We start from the raw sequence: 19,867 nt of genomic DNA on the forward strand, positions 1-19,867 counted from the left end.
ACTAACGGTTTGCTAATTTGTATTGTAATGGCATAGAAAGCACAAACTTGTCTGCCCATATAAACTTAGTTAATTGCGATGAAATAACGTAAAGCAGTTCAGCCATTATAATACAAATTTGTGGTTAGCGGTTCGGGCTTTTTTTCATTTTATCTTTTAATTTTCGTCAATTTAATACTGTCGGTTGGATTTCTGAATTTATATATGTAGTCGTCTTTAATTATATATTCGGTTGTGTCAGTTGTTAGATAAAAAGCGTTTCCTTTTTTTATAAAGTTTCCGTCTAAAAAGCTTGTGGAAGAACCAGGATTAGTGCTTTCACTTAAACTAAATGTATTGTTAAGTTTCCAATGAGTAATTTGGAAAGTCGTGTCTTGTAGTTTAAACTCCCAGCTTTCAAGTCGGTTATTTTGATATCTATCAATTCCTTGCCCGAATAAGTAGTACATTAATATTCCAGAAATTATTGAGTTAATTACAAATAATGAGGTTAATTGTCTTTTTGTAAAGTATAGGATTAAAGCAATAATTAAATTAACTAAAACCACTAAAGGAACTAATAATAAAATTCCAATTGAAACGCTTGGGTCGGGGTTCATTTGTTTTACCCAAAGCCAAATAACTACAAAGTCAATTATTGCTATTAAAATTATCCTAATCCAAAACTTCATATTTTTCTGTCGGTTCGTAGTTCGTTTTAGCATGACCGCTAACGTTTCGGGTATTGCCGAAGGCGGGGATTTTTAGCACTAAAGTTCAATAGAAATACTGCTGTTGAACCTTGCACAAATGCTCAATCGAAGCACTTCAGCCCCGCTTTTGGCAATACCTTGTTAGCGGCAGGCATTTTTAGTCTATTTTAAATATCAAATTATTATCTTCCGTTTTGTCTGTATTCAATGCGTTTTTGGGTGTCATTATCCAACGAACGTTGTTGATTACAAATTTAAATTGATATTCTTTCCCTTTCTCAAATTGTGTTTTTGGTAATTCAAGTTCAAATGTGTTATTGTCTTTTGGAAGCATTTGGTACATTTTATTGTCAGGATTCCAATCGTTAAAAGAGCCTGTAACAGAAATACTTTTTATTAATTTTGAATCTAACTTTTGGTTATGGTGATATGTGAAAACTACCTTATCATTGGTCAGTTTGTAACCATATGTGTTTGGAGCAACTTTATCTTTAATAAGTAAATCATTGGCTATATCAAAAACTGTATTAGCTAAAACTCCGTGTGTTTCGGGTCCACTGATGTTTACAATAAGACATAATCCAATATTCTGTTCTGGAAAAATAGAAAACATAACTTGATTTCCAAAAGCTCCACCGTGTTTATAAGCATACTTGCCAAACTCTGATATATAAATATTATCCCAAAAATAGCCAAACCAATTTCCATTACTATTTTTAATATTACGTTGTGTTTCTTGTAGTATTTTATTTTGACTTTCCAATTCAAATTTGAGCAGTTTCATTAAATCGCTCAAATTCGATTTTGTTTTTACGCCAGATGAACCCCATAAATTGCTGACAAAATGAGGCATTAAAATGTGATTATTGTTATAGCCAGTTGCTAATTTTTCTTTGGGGTTTAATGCAAATTTGGTATGCTTCATATTCAATTTTATCCAAAGATGTTCTTTCAATAGGTTTTCAAAAGGCTTTTTGTAGATATTTTCCAATAATAATCCTGTTATCTCAAGGCTTGGATTACTATAATTGTATTTTGTTCCTGGAATTGTATCTAATTTGACTGTTTTAAGGTCTCGTAAAAAGTCGTTTTTTGTATAATCTCTATGTAATTTGACAAGTTTAAAAGTTGTGCTATCGTCAAAAGTTCTCATAATATCTCTGTCATCCGGCAAGACGCTTGGAATAGCAGATTCATAAGAAATCAGGTTTTTAATACTAATTGGTTTCCCATTGAATTCTAAATTTTTATAATCCCCTTTAAGATATTTTCTAATATCGTCGTCAAGATTTACTTTTCTTTCCAAAACGGCTTTTGCCTATAAATATCCTGTCATCACTTTTGTAACAGAAGCAATTTCAAAATAAGTATCGTTGTTGGCTTTATTACCTTTTCCTTTGTCAAGTTCACCATAATGTTTGGTGTAAACTTTTCCGTCTTTTACAATGCCTATAGAAACAGAATATGCTTTTGATTTTTTAAGCAAATTTTCGGCATTGTTGTCTAAAATCGTGTAAATATTTTTGTCTAAGTTATTTTTTTGTTGAGCAAAAATTGCCGTGCTTAAAATGCTAAATAAAAAAAGAAATGTTTTGTTCATTTTGTCTTGTCTTGATTTTTAGGGTGTATGTTTATGCTTGCCGCTAACGTTTTGCAGCTTGGCGAAGTGGCGGAAATCGAAGCACTTACTTTCACTTTTGCACAAAAGTTCAATCGAAGAACTGCCGTTGAATTTAGCACTGAACCCGCCATTTTGCCAAACTGCTGTTACCTGCCGTTTTTCTTTTGCTTTCATTTATTCAACCGGATATTTTCCAACCGCTTCAACTCCATTGTCTGTAAATTTTAATATTTCTGTCGTTATTGGATAACCTGATTGTTTGTATTCGTCAACAACTACTTTACCAATTCTACCTGAAAAGAATTCAAAGTCCTTCTCGGAAAAAATGTAGCAAAAATCTCTCACAGGAATTACAGCATAAAAAGGAAATCCAAAGTCTGTCTTAATTTTCTCTTTCATTGTCGGTGCAAAGAGTAAAGCACCTTTTAATGTTGTATGTTCAACTTCTATTAATCCAAGTTTTCGATTTTCAATTGTGTCAAAAGTAATTGGTGTTGTTTTAAGTAATTTGTCAGCATTATTGTTAGCCTGAATGTCAATTTCGGTTTCTGTAATATTCCATTTTTTCAAGTCGTCCTTAGTTATCCAAGTAAGCTTGTCTTGTCCGCTATAAACATACACTTTGCTAAATTCATCTGTTACTTTAGCGTGTAAAAACTCTTGAAAGTCGTGGTCGTTTGGAAAAAGTGAAATGTAAATTTCGTCTTTTGCGTCTTCCCAATTTTTAGGAAGCTCAATTGAGTAAGAAACCAAAGTTTGCACTAGGTCAGAAATATGACTTTTATCTTTATCTCGGTCGTAGTTTCTTCGCACATTGTCCAAACTTACTTTAAGTGTCATTTCTCCTTGTGAAATATAAATAAGTCCTGTTTCATCAACAGAGTCGATTTTCATTCCGTTACTTTCTATTTGAGATTTGAATTCGTCAAATACAAAATCTTTCTTTTTGTTGTCTTTACATCCAAATAGTCCAAACATTATTGTCAGTGTTATTATGTTTATGCAGTGTCTCATTAAAATGGCAGGTAACGTTTTGCAGCTACACGCAGGGCGGGAATTTTAGCACTAAAGTTTGTTCGGAGAACTGAACTTTCGGCTTGCACCAATGTGTCTGCGAGGCACGAAACCCCGCCTTGCGTGTAGGTGCTGTTACCAGCATGTGCTTTTCTCTCTGTCATACCCATCCTTCAAATTTGTCAACCATAAATTCGTCCGTGACAAAAGACTGCTCATAGTCATCAATCTCCAACGGAAATGTATGCAACGCTTGTTGTCCGTTTAAATAGCGTCCGTTCTGTGGGTCGTAAATAACTCCGTCGGTCAACTCCGCTAAAATAGCTGCGAAGAATAAACTAATTCTTAATTCGCTTTTGTTCCAAGATTTCCAGTTAAGCATCACATCCTTTTTACATAGTTTGAGTAGTTTGTCAAGGTCTTTATCAGCTACAAAAGTTTCTTCTGTCTGATTTACCGATTTACTACCGCCAAAAAGTTTTGATAAAAAAGATTTGCTCTCAGTCGGTGCAGCTTGTTGTTGAGCGTTTTTTAATTCTTCGTCAAAGTTAAAGTCGCTGAATAGGAGCTCAAAGCCTGTCATAATTTCATAGTCAATGTTGTCATACTGCTTTGAGTGTCCAGGACGCACCTTCAATTTTATTGGTAGAAAGCCGGTGTCTGTCTGTTCGTCAAACTTAAATTCAGGATGGAACTCAATGTCCATGTGAAAGTCTGCAAATCGTTTTTTGATTTTGGGTATCAAGTCAGCCGAAAACCCTTTTGTATAAATATTGATGTCCATTCCCATAGTCAAATGTTTTTATTGTGTGGTCGTCCATTTAGCATTGCTGGTAACTTATTTATATAGCTCACAATATAGTACAAATTATACAACTATAAGTTGTATTTGTATGGTAAAAATGTATCACAATATACTACTATAAATCATCAAACGGACTCTTAATTTTTTGAATACTTTGAGTACTTACGTGGGTATAAATTTCTGTAGTCCTACTACTGCTATGTCCCAAGAGTTCTTGTATGTAGCGCAAATCAGTTCCCGCCTCCAACAAATGCGTGGCAAAGCTATGCCTAAGCCAATGTAAAGAAACTGGTTTTTTTTGTCCTACTTTTTCTAAAGCTTGCTTTAGAACACTTTGTAAACTTTGTTCAGAATATTGCTCACCAGCTATTTGCCCTTCAAATAACCATTTCTCAGGTCGGTAAAATTTATAATACGCTCGTAGCAGCATTAAAATTTTTTCAGATAAAGGCGTAATTCTATCTTTTTTTCCTTTTGCCTGCCTTATTATTAAAATGCAACGTTTGCTATCTACATCCAAAGGTTTTAAATTTAAAAGCTCACTTCTTCTAAGTCCGCAGGCATAAATTAAGCTTAGCATTGCACGATGTTTGATATTTACATGTGCATTTAAAATGGCCTTTATCTCTTCTTTGCTTAAAACATTGGGCAATGTTTTTTGATGTTTTGGGCGATGTATTTTTGAAATATCTATAACCGTATTATGAACAATGCTAAAAAATAATTTTATTGCATTAACTATTTGGTTTTGGTACGATGCTGATAAATTATTCTTTAATATATACTCGTTAGTAAAATTTATAACATCATTATTATTAATTGCAGTAGAACTTTTATCGGTAAAATAATTTAGAAACACGTTTATAGCATCGGTGTAGGTTTTAATGGTGTTTTCGCTGTAACGTTTGCTTTTTAGCCAACAAATAAATTCATTTATCTGCGTTGCAGTTTCTAAATTGTTTTTATCACTTTTTTGTTTTGGTTCTATTTTAAATAGTTTTCTGTACGTTAGGTTGTTTGGTAAATGCCAAACTTTAAGCGAATTACTCCATTTAGCGCCCGACAGTTGTTTAAATCTGTTAATCAGCGCTTCATTTTTTTCGAAATATACGGCAATTCTGTTTTCTCCTTTATGCTTTATTAGCTTTGTGTTATACATAGGCGTTATAGATGCTTTACCTAATTTAACGAAAACTTTGTTAATTAGCCCCGATAGAAATGAAAAGCCCGGAGCCCGAACTTGTTTCGGGAGAGGACTTGAAATGTATAGCGGGACTAACATAAATAGAGGCTTCTGTTATTGCGCTTCAAATCATTTTACAGATTAAAATCGCCAAAAATTTATAAATTACGGTTTAAACTTATTTTTATGAAGAAAACCTTATTTTACATTTCTGCCTTAGCAATTGGCTTAACGGCCTGTACACAAAATGCTGAAACTACTGCCGATGCACCAGATTCCTTAGCTATTAAAGCAATTAACGATTCGAGCTTAACCCAATATTTATCGGTTATTGCAGCCGATAGCCTGGAAGGCAGAAAACCCTTCACCAATGGCGAAACCAAAACCATAAATTATTTAAAAGCAGAATTTGAAAAACTTGGTTTAAAACCCGGAAATGGCGATAGCTATTTTCAGGAAGTACCAATGGTTGAGATAAAGTCTGTTCCTGAAGATAAAATGATTTTTAAAGGCAATGGAAAGGAACTTTCTTTAAATTATCTAACAGAGTTTGTTGCTGGTTCTCGCCGGGTGCAGGAGGAGGTCAGCATTATAAATTCGCCATTGGTATTTGCAGGTTACGGAATTGTTGCGCCAGAATATGGCTGGAATGATTATAAAAACCTTGATGTGAAAGGCAAAACAGTTGTAGTTTTAATTAACGACCCTGGATTTGCAGATTCTACCCTGTTTAAAGGCAAAAATATGACTTATTACGGTCGTTGGACTTATAAGTTTGAAGAGGCATCGAGGCAAGGTGCCGCTGGTGTTTTAATTGTGCATGATACCGAACCAGCAGCTTACCCATGGACAGTGGTTAGAAGTGGTTGGTCTAAATCGAAACTCCAGCTGCAAGCACCAGATAATGGCATGAACAGAACTATTGTTGAGGGTTGGATTGGTTTGGATGTGGCGAAAAAGTTATTTGCATTGGGCGGTCAATCTTTTGAGGTCTTGGCAACCAGTGCCCGTAAAAAGGAGTTTAAGGCTGTTGATTTGAAATCGACCACTTCGCTTACGGTTAAGAATAAAATTAAAAAATCGGTTACTCATAATGTTATTGCTATAATTCCTGGCGATAAACGTAAAGATGAAGCCATTATTTATTCGGCACATTGGGACCATTTAGGTGTTGGTGAAAAGGTTTTGGGCGATTCTATTTATAATGGTGCGGTTGATAATGCAACAGGCGTGGCTTCATTATTTGAAATTGCATCTGCATTTAAAAAATTACCGAAAGCGCCAGAAAGAAGTATTGTTTTTATTTCTTACACAGCAGAGGAGCAGGGTTTGCTAGGTTCTGAATATTATGCAAAGCATCCTGTATTTCCGCTAAAGAAAACGGTTGCAAATATTAATATGGATATGATGGGGCTTGCCGGAAAGACAAAGGATATTGTGGTTTATGGTTTTGGTCAATCGGAGTTGGAGGATTATGCTGCCGCATCTGCTAAAAAGCAAAATCGGGTAATTGTACCAGATCCGGTTCCATCATCGGGTTTGTATTACCGATCTGACCATTTTAACCTAGCAAAAGTTGGTGTACCATCGCTTTTTACAGGTTCTGGTGTAGATAACGTAAAAAACGGCAGGGAATGGGGATTGAAGCAAGTAGCCGATTTTACCAAAAACCGTTACCATTCGCCACAAGATAATTTTGATGCTAAAACATGGGATTTATCTGGTATTGTAGAGGATGTTCGGTTGGTGTTTGATTTAGGGTATAAATTGAGCAACGAAAGTCATTATCCGAAATGGAAAGAAGGCTCGGAGTTTAAGGCAATAAGGGATAAGAAGTAGTTTTTAGCTATTTTTTAGCTACAGATTAGATTATTTTATTTTGCCATTATTTGTTGAAATGGCTTCCGTGTATTCAGTGTTTCCGTGGCAACTATTTTTAGCCATAGATTAACAGATTACATTATTTTTTTTGCCATTATTTGTTAAAATGACTTCCGTGTATTCAGTGTTTCCGTGGCACTATTTTTACCCACAGATTTACAGATTACATTATTTTTTTTGCCATTATTTGTTAAAATGACTTCCGTGTATTCAGTGTTTCCGTGGCAACTATTTTTAGCCACAGATTAACAGATTACATTATTTTTTTGCCATTATTTGTTAAAATGACTTCCGTGTATTCAGTGTTTCCGTGGCAACTATTTTTAGCCCTAGATTTACAGATTAGATTATTTTATTTTGCCATTGTTTGTGAAAATGACTTCCGTGTATTCTGTGTTTCCGTGGCAACTATTTTTTAGCCACAGATCAACAGATTACATTATTTTTTTTGCCATTATTTGTTAAAATGACTTCCGTGTATTCAGTGTTTCCGTGGCAACTATTTTTAGCCACAGATTTACAGATTACATTATTTTTTTGCCATTATTTGTTAAAATGACTTCCGTGTATTCAGTGTTTCCGTGGCAACTATTTTTAGCCACAGATTAACAGATTACATTATTTTTTTGCCATTGTTTGTTAAAATGACTTCCGTGTATTCAGTGTTTCCGTGGCAACTATTTTTAGCCACAGATTTACAGATTAGATTATTTTATTTTGCCATTGTTTGTGAAAATGACTTCCGTGTATTCAGTGTTTCCGTGGCAACTATTTTTAGCCACAGATTTACAGATTACATTATTTTTTTTGCCATTATTTGTTAAAATGACTTCCGTGTATTCAGTGTTTCCGTGGCAACTATTTTTAGCCATAGATTTGCTAATATTTTTCTTGATTTTAGTTAGAGAAAAAAAGCCACAGGCTAACAGAAATGAATCTGCTAATCTGTGGCTTCATTGTTGAATTTATTTACTGCTGATTAAAAGTGAAACATTACACCTAATTTTGGAGCAAATGTATCAGCTTCTAAACCGAAAGAGTTTGTAGTAGCTTTAGCACCAGTTGCTTCGTTTTTAGCTTGAAAATTTTGGTAACCTAAACCGTTAACTGAAACTTCGATACCAATTCTTTTAGTTGGGAAGAAAGCGAAACCTGGCGCTACATTTACACCGATTGATGTAGTAGAAGCAACTTTAGCACCTGTATCGCCATTTGGAGCAACAACTTTATTTGAACCGAAAGCCATTGGTACTGATAACTGACCGAAGAACTTAAACTGATCTGATAAACCAACATAGTAACGACCGAAAGGAGCAACAACAAATGCTTCGTTTTGAATTAAACGGCTAACTTCTTTATCTGATTGATAACCAACACCTGTACCAATTGCAAAGTTGTTGCCTACAAAATAACCAACACTAGGAATAATGTTAAAGCTCACATCTGATTTCTGAGCACCTTCTACTTTAGTTGAATTGAAACCAACACTACCGCCTAAAATTACTTTTCCTTTTTCTGTTTGTGCATTAGCACTGTACACTAAACCTGCAACTGCTACTAATGATAATAATAGTTTTTTCATCTTTTTTATTATTTATTTGTTTTAATAAATAGCCAGTTTTTACTTTTTTAACTTCTGACTATATTTGGATAAAAGTCAACACTTGTGCCAAAAAACATTAATAAAGTCATTAAAAAATCAGATTATAGCTAACTTGTTTATTAATAAACAGATATAATTTTGATGTTAAATCAATATTATTTTGTTGTGACTAAAAATTAATCGATTGATTAACTTCGGTAACTGTCAGGAATTGACAATCTGACTTTTTTTGTATAAATGTCAGGTTTTTTGAAAGTGTTTTTGGCAGTTTGAACTGCCAAAAACAAAATTATACATGGCAGGCAGAAACGAGGTTTTCAACCTTTCTTTTTATAAGGTTCAACGTTTTATCATCTGTTAATTCTCCATTCTCATCGAATTTACTTTGTGCTTGTGCAATTAAAACTTCGGGCTGTAAAACAGGATTCATGTTTAAAAATGTAAAAACGGGTAGAAATGCGGTTTGCATTCTAACAGTTCCCCACATACCTTGTGTTGCGCCAATTAATGCCACAGGTTTGTGCATTAAAGGGGAATCTTTGCCACGACTAGCCCAATCAATGGCATTTTTTAATCCACCAGGAATGGAAAAGTTATATTCGGGCGAAGAGATTATGAATGCGTCTGCAGCAGCAAGCGCTTCTCTAAATTTGTTAACAGATTCTGGTCGCTCATTTACCTCGGGCAGGTCAATATCTGCAATATAAACCGGAACATCATCAAATGATATAATTTGGAATTCTATTCCTTCTGGTAATAAATCGCCGGCAATTTTTAAAAGCTTTGCATTGTAAGAGCCTTTTCTAAGGCTTCCGCATAAGCCAACTATTTTTTTATTCTTTTCCATCTTATTGTAACCTAATAAACTATTTAAAAGTTTTAATGCAATCTACAAACCAAAATGCGTAATTGTTTACATTTGCATTAAGTACTTATTTTATGATAGAATCATCCTCCGCAAAATCGATAGTCGAAAAAACAGTCTTTCCAATTCTTTTTGCTTTAAGTTTTTCGCATTTATTAAACGATACCATACAATCTTTAATACCTGCAATTTATCCAATAATAAAAACAAGTTACCATTTAAGCTTCTCACAAATTGGCTTAATTACACTTACCTTTCAAATGGCAGCATCGCTTTTACAGCCTTTTGTTGGTTTATATACTGATAAAAAACCACAACCATATTCTTTAGCTACCGGTATGGGCTTTACGCTGATTGGTTTAATTACGCTATCTCAATCTACACATTTTTACACTATGCTTATTTCGGTTTGCTTAATCGGTATTGGTTCTTCTATATTTCATCCTGAGGCTTCAAGAATGGCTCATGCCGCATCTGGTGGGAAAAGAGGTTTAGCTCAATCTGTATTTCAATTGGGTGGTAATGCCGGAAGTTCTTTAGGCCCTTTGTTGGCCGCCTGGATAATTGTTCCTTACGGACAAATCAGCGTTATCTGGTTTTCTGCAATTGCATTATTGGCAATCGTAATTTTAAGCTATGTTGGTAATTGGTATAAAGGCTTTGTTTTATCCAGAAGTAAGAAAGCGAATATTCAAGCGGTTGTTAATCAGTTTTCAAGAGGTAAAGTCATATTCTCCGTTTGTATTTTATTATTGCTGATTTTCTCAAAATACTTTTACATGGCGAGTTTAACCAATTATTTTACCTTTTACTTGATTGACAAATTCCACGTCTCAGTACAAACTTCGCAGCTATATCTTTTTATCTTCTTATTCTCTGTTGCTGCCGGTACGTTACTAGGTGGCCCAATTGGAGATAAAATAGGGCGGAAGTATGTAATCTGGGCATCGATATTAGGTACGGCGCCATTTGCACTTTTACTTCCTCATGCTAATTTATTTTGGATAGGCATTTTAATTGTTCCTATCGGGATGATTTTAGCCTCTGCATTTTCTGCAATATTGGTTTATGCACAAGAATTAATTCCGGGTAAGGTTGGATTGGTAGCAGGCTTATTTTTTGGTTTTGCCTTTGGGATGGGTGGTATTGGTTCGGCCTTATTAGGTAAACTCGCAGATAATACGAGCATTGAATATGTTTTTAATATTTGTGCATTTCTACCTTTAATTGGCTTGTTAACGGGCTTTCTTCCTATTATAGAAACGAAGAAATAATAGGGTAGGGATGATTTTTGGTATTTACTTAGTTAAATCGAAGGCAACACCTGCGTTAACTGTAAACTGATTGTTTAATCTTTCATAGCCAATGGCATCAGCGTTATATCTTGCAATTGGAAACTGAGCTTCAGCAAAAAGACCAAAACCTTTTGCAAAAAATACTCTGCCACCAACATGTCCACCGAAGTTTTTTAAACCAAGGTTTAAACCCGGATAAACATCAACATTTGAAGGTAAACCAATTACGCTACCTAAATTGGCATTAAATTTTGCTTTAAGGTCAAATCTATCGCCAAAGCCTGGTTTATCGATGCCTGCAAATTCCTTCACACCCAAAATATAGCCTGCTTGTGTGCCAATGGAAAAACTTGGTCCAACTCCATAATCTAATGAAGTAACAATTCCGGTTCCCCATTTTTGAAAACTTGCACCAATCTGATACCTCAAATCGTCTTTCCCTTTGTAAGCATCAATCTGTGCATTTGCTTGCGTAAAACCTATTGCTAATAATAATAAGCTTGTAATAATCTTTTTCATTTCTAATTGAATAAATAATTTTAAAAGGGCAAAGCTAATAAACTTTTACAACTTTTGGTTGTGGGCTGAGCTTTAGGTGATGGATTAATTCAGCATAAAAAAATCCCGGCCAAAAAATATTTGGCGGGATTACAGGTGGATTAAAGAAAATTGTACTCAAGTTAGTGTGTAAATCTTAAAACATGATGCATTGGTTATTTTGCTTAGTTTAAATTGAATAACTATTTAATATAAGTTAATTTATTTTTAATTTAATTGCTTTAAAACCAAAGTTTCCATCCATGTCTGCACCTTCAATCCAAATGGTGTAACTTCCTTTTTTATCAGCAGAAAAGAAAGAAAAGTTAGCTTTGCCATTATCATCGGTAACAAGGTTGGGTAACCAAAATATTGTTGACCGGAAATCAGGTTTTTTATCAGTTTTATTTTTTGAAGTGTATTTTGGGCTGTAGAATGTTTTATTATCTCCATAGCTAAACTGAGGTTTGAATTTGTACATGTTAGCAGATTTGCGCACAAACGGTCCTTCACCAGTTCTTGTTGTAACCTCCACGTAAGCAAAATCTCTATCATCTAATGGATGTTGAAATTTTGAACGATAGCTATTGCTATATCTTGGATATGCCATAACTTCCAGGCCTTTTATATCTTCTGCAGCGTAGTATAGGAGATAGGTATTGATGTAATCGACATATTCATTACTGGAAGCACCTGATGGTTGGTAAAAAAAATCAACATCAATACCATCAATAATTAACCTGAAAATGCTGAAGTTTATATAATACCCACCTTTACCTGCCTTATTAAATCCTTGTCTGAAACCTTTTACATTATCCTTCAAAACATTTAATAAAGTTCTCTTTGCAACCTTATCCAAATCTTCTTCGTTTAAAACCTGGTCTGCATTTCCCGCTCCATTTAAATTTTTAGAGCTTTTGATGATTTTCTTTCCAATAATTTTAACTTCCCTTAAATTAATTCCACTTTTAAAAGCAACCTTATATTCTTCATTTTTAATTGCTATAAATTGTTGGCTTAAAATGTCTAAATCCTGAGCGGTTTCAAGTGTTTGTTTTTTTAATCTTGATAAAAATGGAGCATTTTTAAATTCATTTAACTCAATACCTAAGGTTCCAGATTTTCCTTTCGAATTTTTAGCTTGTATAACATAGGAAGCACTATCTAAAGCCGGGAAGTTCTCAAAAACAAATTCTCCTTTTTCATTGGTAACGGTATCAATTACTGTGGCGTGCTTTTTTAAACCCATTAAAATAATCTTCGCATTGTTAATGGGCTTGTTTGTAAGGTTGGTTATTTTACCGCTGATGCTAAAATCCTTTTCTGCTTTAAACAGTGGTTTTTTAGTTTCATTCCAGTTGTAGCTAACCCAGGCTTGTGTAAGCATGAGGGCTTCTAACTGATTATGCTTATCTTCATTGTAATTTTGAAAATAATGGCCTGGTTTTTCAATTTCTCCATGTAAATCGGAGCTTAATAAAAAGTACGAGCGAATATTTTCATCATTTAAACTGTCTTTTTGGATTTGATTATCATCGGTAACTGAAATGGAAAATGCACCAGAAACAGGCTTTTTGTTTGTATCTGTTGTGTTTAAATTTATCGAAATACTATCTCTAATATTATAAACTGTTGCCTGCGGAGTTGCCTCAATTTTTATTTCATCCTGATGATTTATAAAGAAACTCCTTTCATTTAAAATTTGACCTTTAGCATTTTGCAGCAAAATCTGGCAAACACCTGTCGGGAAAAATGATTTAGCAATTTTAAAAGGACGATATTGTTTCTTTGATTTAATTTGTGCCTGAAAACAAATGCTCCCTCTTAACTGACCAATTATAGTTAGTACTTGTTCTGGCAAATCTGCGTAAGCCTGAATGCTAATAGAATCTGTATTGAAATTATTGAACAACCTAAAATAAGAACCTTGTGAAGTTGCTTTGGGAAAGTTTAATCTTTTTAGGTTTTGATATTCATTAATTTTTACGGTGTACACTTCATTTGCTGCCGGAATCATTTCGAAATAACCCATACCAATTTCGTTAGAACTAAAATTTGTAATGAGTTGTTGTTTTGAATCCAAAATTGCTCCGTTTATTTTAATGCCTTTACCATCTGCATTTATGGCTTTAAAAGCCATTTTTTGGTTTCTATCGGCTAACCAAGCACCAGACTCTGGCAAAAACTGAACATCTATTTGCTGTTGATTTTCAGGAACTGATGTTACAGTTTTTATGGCTTTTGCTTTCTTCGTGGTTTCAACTTCCGAAATTTGCTCTTCTTGTAAAAAATCTAATATTTTAAATGATTTCGAAAAAATATGGGTTTGTCCAAAATTTTGCATCCAGTTGGTATAAGCCCTGAATGTATAATTTCCTTTTTTATAGATTTCTGGTTTTAAAGCAAATCCGGCCCAGGTTATGCCCATCGCCGTTGGCATGCTCATGGTTTGAACAATTGTGCCATTTGCATCAATTATTTCAAAATATACTAAACCACTTATTTTAGAAAAACCATTTGTATTGGCATTAATAAGATAAGCCTTAAACCATAATGTATCTTGCGGAACAAAGGTATTTCGGTCTAGATGAACATAGATTTTCTCTCTGGGAGCAATTTTAAGTAAACTATCGTATCGCTTGGAGATTTGCTTATCATTTTCGGTTAAAGTCTGCGAAAATCCATTGCTGTAACTACCTAAAAGGATTATCAAGCAAAAGAAGGAATAAAGCAATTTAGACATGAGCATTGAGATGTAACTCCAAAATACAAATATATTTTAGCTAATAAAGAAAAGACCGTTGATTAACAGCCTCTTTACAAACAAGTTATTTTTTATCACCGATATTTAAAGTCATCGTTTTAAATCCAAAACCGCTGTCAAAATCTGTACCCTCAATCCATACGGTATAAGTTCCTTTCTTATCAGCAGAAAAGAATGAAAAATTGCCCTTGCCGTTTTTATCAGTCATTAAGTTTGGATTCCAATAAATTGTTGTACGGAAATCTGGTTTTGGATTGGTTTTATTTGCAGCAGTATATTTCGGGCTGTAAAAAGTTTTATTATCTCCGTAAGTTGGTGGTTTGTACTTAAACATATTATCAGCCTGTTTAAGATGCGGACCATAACCACTTTTAGTTGTTACTTCTACAAATGCCGTGTTTGATGTTGTAAATGGATCAGTATATTCATTAATGTAATTATTCGTGTTTTTATTTGAAATCATTACTTCAATGCCTTTAATATCCTCAGCCTTGTATAAATCCATATAACTCTTCATAAAAGAGAGGTATTCTTTACCGTTTCTGGCATCAATTTTTTCATAAAAGAATTTAATATTTACCCCATCAATGATTAAGCTTAAAGGCTCTTCATCAACAGCAAAGAAGTGAATTCTTGGTAAAATCTTACCTTCTGCATTAACCCTAAACCCTTTAACATTTTCTTTAATCAAATCATACAAAGTTTTCTTTGGTACCCTTTCTAAATCTTCTTCGTTTAAAATAACATCTGCATTTCCCGGTCCATTTAGGTTTTTGGAATCCCTGACAGTTTTTTTTCCGATTATTTTAACTTCGTTTAGCCTAATTCCACTTTTAAAGGCGATATCATTTTCCTGTTTTTTAGTTGCAATCAGGCTGTCGATAGCAACTTTTTCAACTGGATTATCGATATAATTTTTTTTCACAGCTAATGGTAAAAATGGCGGGCGCTTAAAATCATTAACTTCTATATTTAATGTTCCAACTTTGCCTTTCGAATTTTTAGCTTGAAGTACGAATGAAACACTATCCATGGGCGTAAAATCTTGGAATAAAAATTCTCCTTTGGCATTTGTTGTGGTACTTGCAATTGATAACTGTTTTGTTGTGCCTAAAAGTAAAATCTGAGCTTTATCTATTGGCTTATTTGTCATGTTTGTAACTTTCCCGCTGATGGTAAAATCTTTCTCAGGCTCAAAAATTGGCTTTTTAGATAAATCCCAATTGTAATTAACCCATCCCTGCGTTAGCAAAAGTGCATCTAATTCGTTATGCTTCTGTTCATTATAATTTTGAAGGTAATAGCCTGGTGATTCAATTTCTCCTTTTAAATCAGAATTTAATAGCATGTGGGCAAAAATGTTATTCCAATTTAAACTGTCCTTTTTTATCTGTGTATCATCCGTTACAGCAATCGAAAAGCTACCTTCAACAGGTTTTTTATATTGGTTTAAAACACTTAAATCTATATTAATGCTATCCCTTAAAGTATACCTGCTTAATGAAGAAATTGGGTTTATCTTCAATTCATCATTTCTGTAAATAAAAAAGCTCCTTTCATTCAGTGGTTTTTTATTTATATCGACCAGAAGAATTTGTGCTACACCAGTTGGAAAAAGTGATTTCGCTATTTTTATCGTTTTGGATTTTACACCGGCATTTAACTTGGCGATAAAGCAAATTATCCCCCTGCTTTGCCCAATTAAAAATACCTCTTGAGGCTGAGTTTTTATATTAATATGTACGGCAACAGAATCTGAATGATAAGAATTATTTAGCTGAACTGATGTGCCCGAATTTTTTGAGGAGGGGAGATTTATGTTCTTTATCGGTTCAACACTATCAAACTTGGCAGAATAACTTTCGTTTGGTTCTGCGAACATGGTAAAATAACCCATCCCTCTATCATTTGATTCGAATGGAGTTATCATATTTCCTTTGGAATCAATTATAGTACCTTTAATTTTTTTGCCAAATCCGTTATAATCAATCGCTTTAAATGCAATTTTTTGATGAATTTCTGTAAGTATGTTTCCGCCTTCGGGCAAAAACTGAACATCTATTTCCTTAGGACTTTGTTTTTTTGAGTTTGATGTGCTTGCAATAGTTTGGGGTATATTTTTTTCATCTGTCAAGGATTCTGGTTCAACATAATCCACAATCTGGATGTTTTGCTTAAATATATAATCATCGCCAAAATTTTTACTCCAATTAGTGTAAGCTCTAAAAGTGTAATGACTGTCTTTATATAGCTCAGGTTTTAATGCAAATCCTCCCCAAGTTATGCCCATAGCCGTTGGCAGGCAAATGGTTTGCATCGGGTTTCCCTTACTATCTAACATTTCAAAATAAATTAGTCCGCTTATTTTTGATGAAGTATGTGATTTTGCATCTGTTAAGTAAGCTTTGAACCACAATGTATCTTGAGGAGAATAAATGGTTCTATCTAGCTGTACATATAATTTTTCTCTTGGGGCAACTTTGCTTGCACTGTCATAATCTTTAATAAACTTTGTGCTGAATGCTTGTTGCTGAGCGATTAAACTCTTAGAAAATGAAAGTATTGATAATAAAACAAATAGGGTTTTGAGCGCTTTCATAATATTTGGATGTAACTCCAAAGTACAACTTATTTTTTAGTTAAAAAAAAAGAGGCTGTTATCTAACAGCCTCTTTACAAATCGTTTATTTCATTTAAGCGTTCTGATTCAAGAACACAAAGTTATTATCGAACATATCGAGTTTTATTTTGCTATCCTTATCAACCTTGCCTGCCAGTATTTCTTTAGAAAGCTCATTTAAAATTCGTTTTTGAATCACTCTTTTTAACGGACGAGCACCAAATTGAGGGTCGTAACCAAGCTGAGCTAACCAATCTAAAGCTTCTGCTGATGCGTCCATTTCTATGCCCATCTCTGCTAACGTCTGTTGAACATGTTTAAACTGAAGTGAAACAATATCTCTGATTTCGCTGCGGTTTAACGGTGTAAACATTATCAGTTCATCAATTCTATTCAAAAACTCCGGACGAATCGTTTGTTTTAAAACTTCAAATAACTCGTTTTTAGTTTTTGCAATTAATTCATCACGGTTGTCATCATCCAGGTTTTTGAAGTTATCCTGAATTAAATGCGCACCGATGTTCGAAGTCATGATGATAATGGTATTCTTGAAATTTACCGTTCTACCTTTATTATCGGTTAAACGTCCATCATCTAAAACTTGTAACAAAATGTTAAATACATCTGGGTGTGCTTTTTCAATTTCATCTAACAATACCACTGAATATGGTTTACGTCTAACCGCTTCAGTTAATTGTCCGCCTTCATCATAACCCACATATCCCGGAGGCGCACCAATTAGCCTTGAAACTGCATGGCGTTCCTGGTATTCACTCATATCAATACGAGTTAAAGCATTTTCATCGTTGAATAAAAACTCTGCCAACGCTTTAGCCAATTCGGTTTTACCTACGCCAGTTGTACCTAAGAAAATGAATGAGCCAATTGGTTTGCGTTTATCTTGTAAACCTGCACGAGAACGACGAATGGCATCAGAAATCGCTTCAATCGCTTCATCTTGCCCGGCAACACGTTGGTGTAGTTCAGCTTCAAGATTCAACAATTTCTCGCGTTCACTTGCAATTAATTTCGTAACCGGGATACCTGTCCAACGCCCAACTACGCCTGCAATATCATCAGCGGTAACCTCTTCTTTAAGCATTCTGCTATCGCTTTGCTGATTTTCTAAATCTGCCTTTAGCCTGTCGAAAGTATCTTGCGCTTCTTTAATTTTACCATAACGGATTTCAGCAACTTTACCATAATCCCCGGCACGTTCGGCCTGTTCGGCTTCAAGTTTATATTGCTCAATCAATTCAACCTGATTGTTAATGTTGTCTACCAGATTTTTCTCGCCTTGCCATTTAGCTTTTAGTTCATCACGCTCTGCTGAAAGGTTTGCAATATCTTCTGTTAGTTCTTTAACCTTTTTATCGTCTTTTTCACGCTTGATGGCTTCACGCTCAATTTCCATGCGCATAATCTCACGGTCTAAAGCATCAACATTTTCTGGTACGCTATCCATTTCCAAACGAAGTTTAGATGCCGCTTCATCCATTAAATCGATGGCTTTATCTGGTAAAAAACGGTCGGCAATATAACGCTGACTCATTTCTACAGCAGCAATTATGGCTTCATCTTTAATGCGCACTTTGTGATGGGTTTCATAACGCTCTTTTAAACCACGCAAAATAGAAATCGCATCTTGAGTATCCGGCTCTTCAACCATAACCTTTTGGAAACGACGTTCTAAAGCTTTATCTTTTTCTAAATATTTTTGATACTCATCTAAAGTTGTGGCACCAATTGCACGTAATTCGCCACGAGCTAAAGCAGGTTTTAAAATATTTGCAGCATCCATTGCACCTTCGCCACCACCTGCACCAACTAAAGTGTGTATCTCATCAATAAATAGAATGATGTCGCCATCGCTCTGCGTAACTTCTTTAACAACGGCTTTTAAACGTTCTTCAAATTCGCCTTTGTATTTAGCACCTGCTATTAAAGCACCCATATCTAGCGAGTAAACGGTTTTGCTTTTCAAATTTTCGGGTACATCGCCTTTAATAATTCTAAATGCAATACCTTCGGCAATAGCGGTTTTACCAACACCGGGTTCGCCAATTAAAATCGGGTTATTTTTAGTTCTTCGAGATAAAATTTGAATCACCCTGCGTATTTCCTCATCGCGACCAATAACTGGATCGAGTTTACCACTTTCGGCATATTCGTTTAAATTACGGGCATATTTGCCTAAAGCCTGATAAGTTGCTTCGGCATTTTGGTCGGTTACCCTATTATCTCCGCGTAATTCTGTAATGGCTTTTTTAAGATCCTTTTCTGTAGCACCTTGTTCTTTTAACAACTTCGAGGTACTATCATTAACGGCTAAAATTCCAAGTAAAAGATGTTCAACAGAAACAAATTCATCTTTAAATTCTTTTAAAAACGATTGCGCTTTTTGTAAAACATTATTTGTATTCGATGACAGATAAACATTGCTTCCACTTACTTTCGGGAACTTTGCGATTTCTGCATCTAAATTTTGGTTTAATGTACTTAGGTTAACATTTAATTTCTTTAAAACATAAGAAACTACGTTTTCATCAACAGTAAGCAAACCTTTTAAAAGGTGTGCCGTTTCAATAGCTTGTTGCTGATTGCCTTGCGCTATTTCAGAAGCCTGCTGAATTGCTTCCTGGGCTTTTATTGTAAAATTGTTGAAGTTCATATAACCGTTTTAATCAAAACAAATGCCATCGGCAAATTGCTTTTCTAAATCGGAAATTTTGTCTTACTTAAATTGTTTTTAATGACTAAATTGCTGGTAATTAGTTATTTATCCTGAAAATTTGTCGTGTTTTAAGATTTGGAAAGCAATCCCAGTACCTTTTTTGATTCAGCAGTCCCGCTTTCTGCTATATCCCGAGAAATTCGGGATGCCGCTGCAATCCTACCGTGTACCCACATCCTTTTGGATTTCGAATCCTAGATAGATGTTATAGAATTTCTTGAGACCAATTATTAGGGTTGTTGCACCAGGCTTT

The 19,867-nt window shown here is 34.4% G+C and carries 13 protein-coding genes and 1 pseudogene; 2 read left to right on the forward strand and 12 right to left on the reverse strand.

The window, feature by feature from the left end; translation table 11 throughout:
* Nucleotides 1-149 precede the first annotated feature (149 nt).
* From QWY86_RS00390 to xerA, 6 genes and pseudogenes are all read right to left on the reverse strand, one after another.
* A complete protein-coding gene (locus QWY86_RS00390; RefSeq protein ID WP_290237448.1) occupies nt 150-671 on the reverse strand; it encodes a hypothetical protein in 522 nt (173 codons plus the stop codon).
* 178 nt (nt 672-849) lie between these two features.
* Nucleotides 850-2,292, reverse strand: a pseudogene (locus tag QWY86_RS00395) (serine hydrolase).
* An 18-nt stretch (nt 2,293-2,310) separates the two neighbouring features.
* On the reverse strand, nt 2,311-2,487 hold the full coding sequence (locus QWY86_RS00400) for a hypothetical protein (protein ID WP_290237449.1): 177 nt from the start codon (nt 2,485-2,487) through the stop codon (nt 2,311-2,313).
* A complete protein-coding gene (locus QWY86_RS00405) occupies nt 2,488-3,291 on the reverse strand; it encodes a hypothetical protein (RefSeq protein WP_138731237.1) in 804 nt (267 codons plus the stop codon).
* A 196-nt stretch (nt 3,292-3,487) separates the two neighbouring features.
* Nucleotides 3,488-4,111 (reverse strand): hypothetical protein, encoded by a 624-nt coding sequence (locus QWY86_RS00410; protein WP_290237454.1) that lies wholly within the window; start codon nt 4,109-4,111, stop codon nt 3,488-3,490.
* Nucleotides 4,112-4,247: 136 nt separating this feature from the next.
* The gene (gene xerA, locus QWY86_RS00415) at nt 4,248-5,291 is read right to left on the reverse strand and encodes a site-specific tyrosine recombinase/integron integrase (RefSeq protein WP_290237456.1); all 1,044 of its coding nucleotides are present in this window, start codon (nt 5,289-5,291) and stop codon (nt 4,248-4,250) included.
* Nucleotides 5,292-5,501: 210 nt separating this feature from the next.
* On the opposite strand from xerA, the gene QWY86_RS00420 reads away from it, so the two are divergent.
* A complete protein-coding gene (locus QWY86_RS00420; RefSeq protein WP_290237458.1) occupies nt 5,502-7,154 on the forward strand; it encodes a M28 family metallopeptidase in 1,653 nt (550 codons plus the stop codon).
* Nucleotides 7,155-8,175: 1,021 nt separating this feature from the next.
* On the opposite strand, the gene QWY86_RS00425 is transcribed toward QWY86_RS00420, so the two are convergent.
* Together QWY86_RS00425 and QWY86_RS00430 are read right to left on the reverse strand one after the other, a co-directional pair.
* The gene (locus tag QWY86_RS00425) at nt 8,176-8,778 is read right to left on the reverse strand and encodes an outer membrane beta-barrel protein (RefSeq protein ID WP_290237460.1); all 603 of its coding nucleotides are present in this window, start codon (nt 8,776-8,778) and stop codon (nt 8,176-8,178) included.
* Nucleotides 8,779-9,088: 310 nt separating this feature from the next.
* Nucleotides 9,089-9,646, reverse strand: coding sequence for an NADPH-dependent FMN reductase (locus QWY86_RS00430; RefSeq protein ID WP_290237462.1), 558 nt, complete (start codon nt 9,644-9,646; stop codon nt 9,089-9,091).
* 92 nt (nt 9,647-9,738) lie between these two features.
* On the opposite strand from QWY86_RS00430, the gene QWY86_RS00435 reads away from it, so the two are divergent.
* A complete protein-coding gene (locus QWY86_RS00435; protein WP_290237463.1) occupies nt 9,739-10,938 on the forward strand; it encodes an MFS transporter in 1,200 nt (399 codons plus the stop codon).
* Between the two features lie 24 nt (nt 10,939-10,962).
* Here the strand turns inward: QWY86_RS00435 and QWY86_RS00440 are convergent, their stop codons facing one another.
* From QWY86_RS00440 to clpB, 4 genes are all read right to left on the reverse strand, one after another.
* Nucleotides 10,963-11,478, reverse strand: a complete 516-nt coding sequence (locus QWY86_RS00440) for a DUF6646 family protein (RefSeq protein WP_290237465.1) — start codon at nt 11,476-11,478, stop codon at nt 10,963-10,965.
* A gap of 235 nt (nt 11,479-11,713) precedes the next feature.
* Nucleotides 11,714-14,239, reverse strand: coding sequence for a hypothetical protein (locus QWY86_RS00445; protein WP_290237467.1), 2,526 nt, complete (start codon nt 14,237-14,239; stop codon nt 11,714-11,716).
* A gap of 85 nt (nt 14,240-14,324) precedes the next feature.
* Nucleotides 14,325-16,859 (reverse strand): hypothetical protein, encoded by a 2,535-nt coding sequence (locus QWY86_RS00450; RefSeq protein WP_290237469.1) that lies wholly within the window; start codon nt 16,857-16,859, stop codon nt 14,325-14,327.
* 94 nt (nt 16,860-16,953) lie between these two features.
* Entirely contained in the window at nt 16,954-19,551 is a 2,598-nt protein-coding gene (clpB, locus tag QWY86_RS00455) for an ATP-dependent chaperone ClpB (protein ID WP_290237471.1), read from the reverse strand.
* Nucleotides 19,552-19,867: the final 316 nt, after the last annotated feature.

The sequence above is a fragment of the Pedobacter aquatilis genome (assembly GCF_030409415.1).
GTDB lineage: Bacteria > Bacteroidota > Bacteroidia > Sphingobacteriales > Sphingobacteriaceae > Pedobacter > Pedobacter aquatilis.

Bases quoted from the DNA above. Each gene is read 5' to 3' on its own strand.
- clpB (WP_290237471.1), bottom strand. From the start codon at position 19,551: ATGAACTTCAACAATTTTACAATAAAAGCCCAGGAAGCAATTCAGCAG.
- xerA (WP_290237456.1), bottom strand. From the start codon at position 5,291: ATGTATAACACAAAGCTAATAAAGCATAAAGGAGAAAACAGAATTGCC.
- QWY86_RS00400 (WP_290237449.1), bottom strand. From the start codon at position 2,487: ATGAAAGCAAAAGAAAAACGGCAGGTAACAGCAGTTTGGCAAAATGGC.
- QWY86_RS00410 (WP_290237454.1), bottom strand. From the start codon at position 4,111: ATGGACATCAATATTTATACAAAAGGGTTTTCGGCTGACTTGATACCC.
- QWY86_RS00420 (WP_290237458.1), top strand. From the start codon at position 5,502: ATGAAGAAAACCTTATTTTACATTTCTGCCTTAGCAATTGGCTTAACG.
- QWY86_RS00450 (WP_290237469.1), bottom strand. From the start codon at position 16,859: ATGAAAGCGCTCAAAACCCTATTTGTTTTATTATCAATACTTTCATTT.
- QWY86_RS00430 (WP_290237462.1), bottom strand. From the start codon at position 9,646: ATGGAAAAGAATAAAAAAATAGTTGGCTTATGCGGAAGCCTTAGAAAA.
- QWY86_RS00390 (WP_290237448.1), bottom strand. From the start codon at position 671: ATGAAGTTTTGGATTAGGATAATTTTAATAGCAATAATTGACTTTGTA.
- QWY86_RS00445 (WP_290237467.1), bottom strand. From the start codon at position 14,239: ATGTCTAAATTGCTTTATTCCTTCTTTTGCTTGATAATCCTTTTAGGT.
- QWY86_RS00425 (WP_290237460.1), bottom strand. From the start codon at position 8,778: ATGAAAAAACTATTATTATCATTAGTAGCAGTTGCAGGTTTAGTGTAC.
- QWY86_RS00405 (WP_138731237.1), bottom strand. From the start codon at position 3,291: ATGTTTGGACTATTTGGATGTAAAGACAACAAAAAGAAAGATTTTGTA.
- QWY86_RS00440 (WP_290237465.1), bottom strand. From the start codon at position 11,478: ATGAAAAAGATTATTACAAGCTTATTATTATTAGCAATAGGTTTTACG.
- QWY86_RS00435 (WP_290237463.1), top strand. From the start codon at position 9,739: ATGATAGAATCATCCTCCGCAAAATCGATAGTCGAAAAAACAGTCTTT.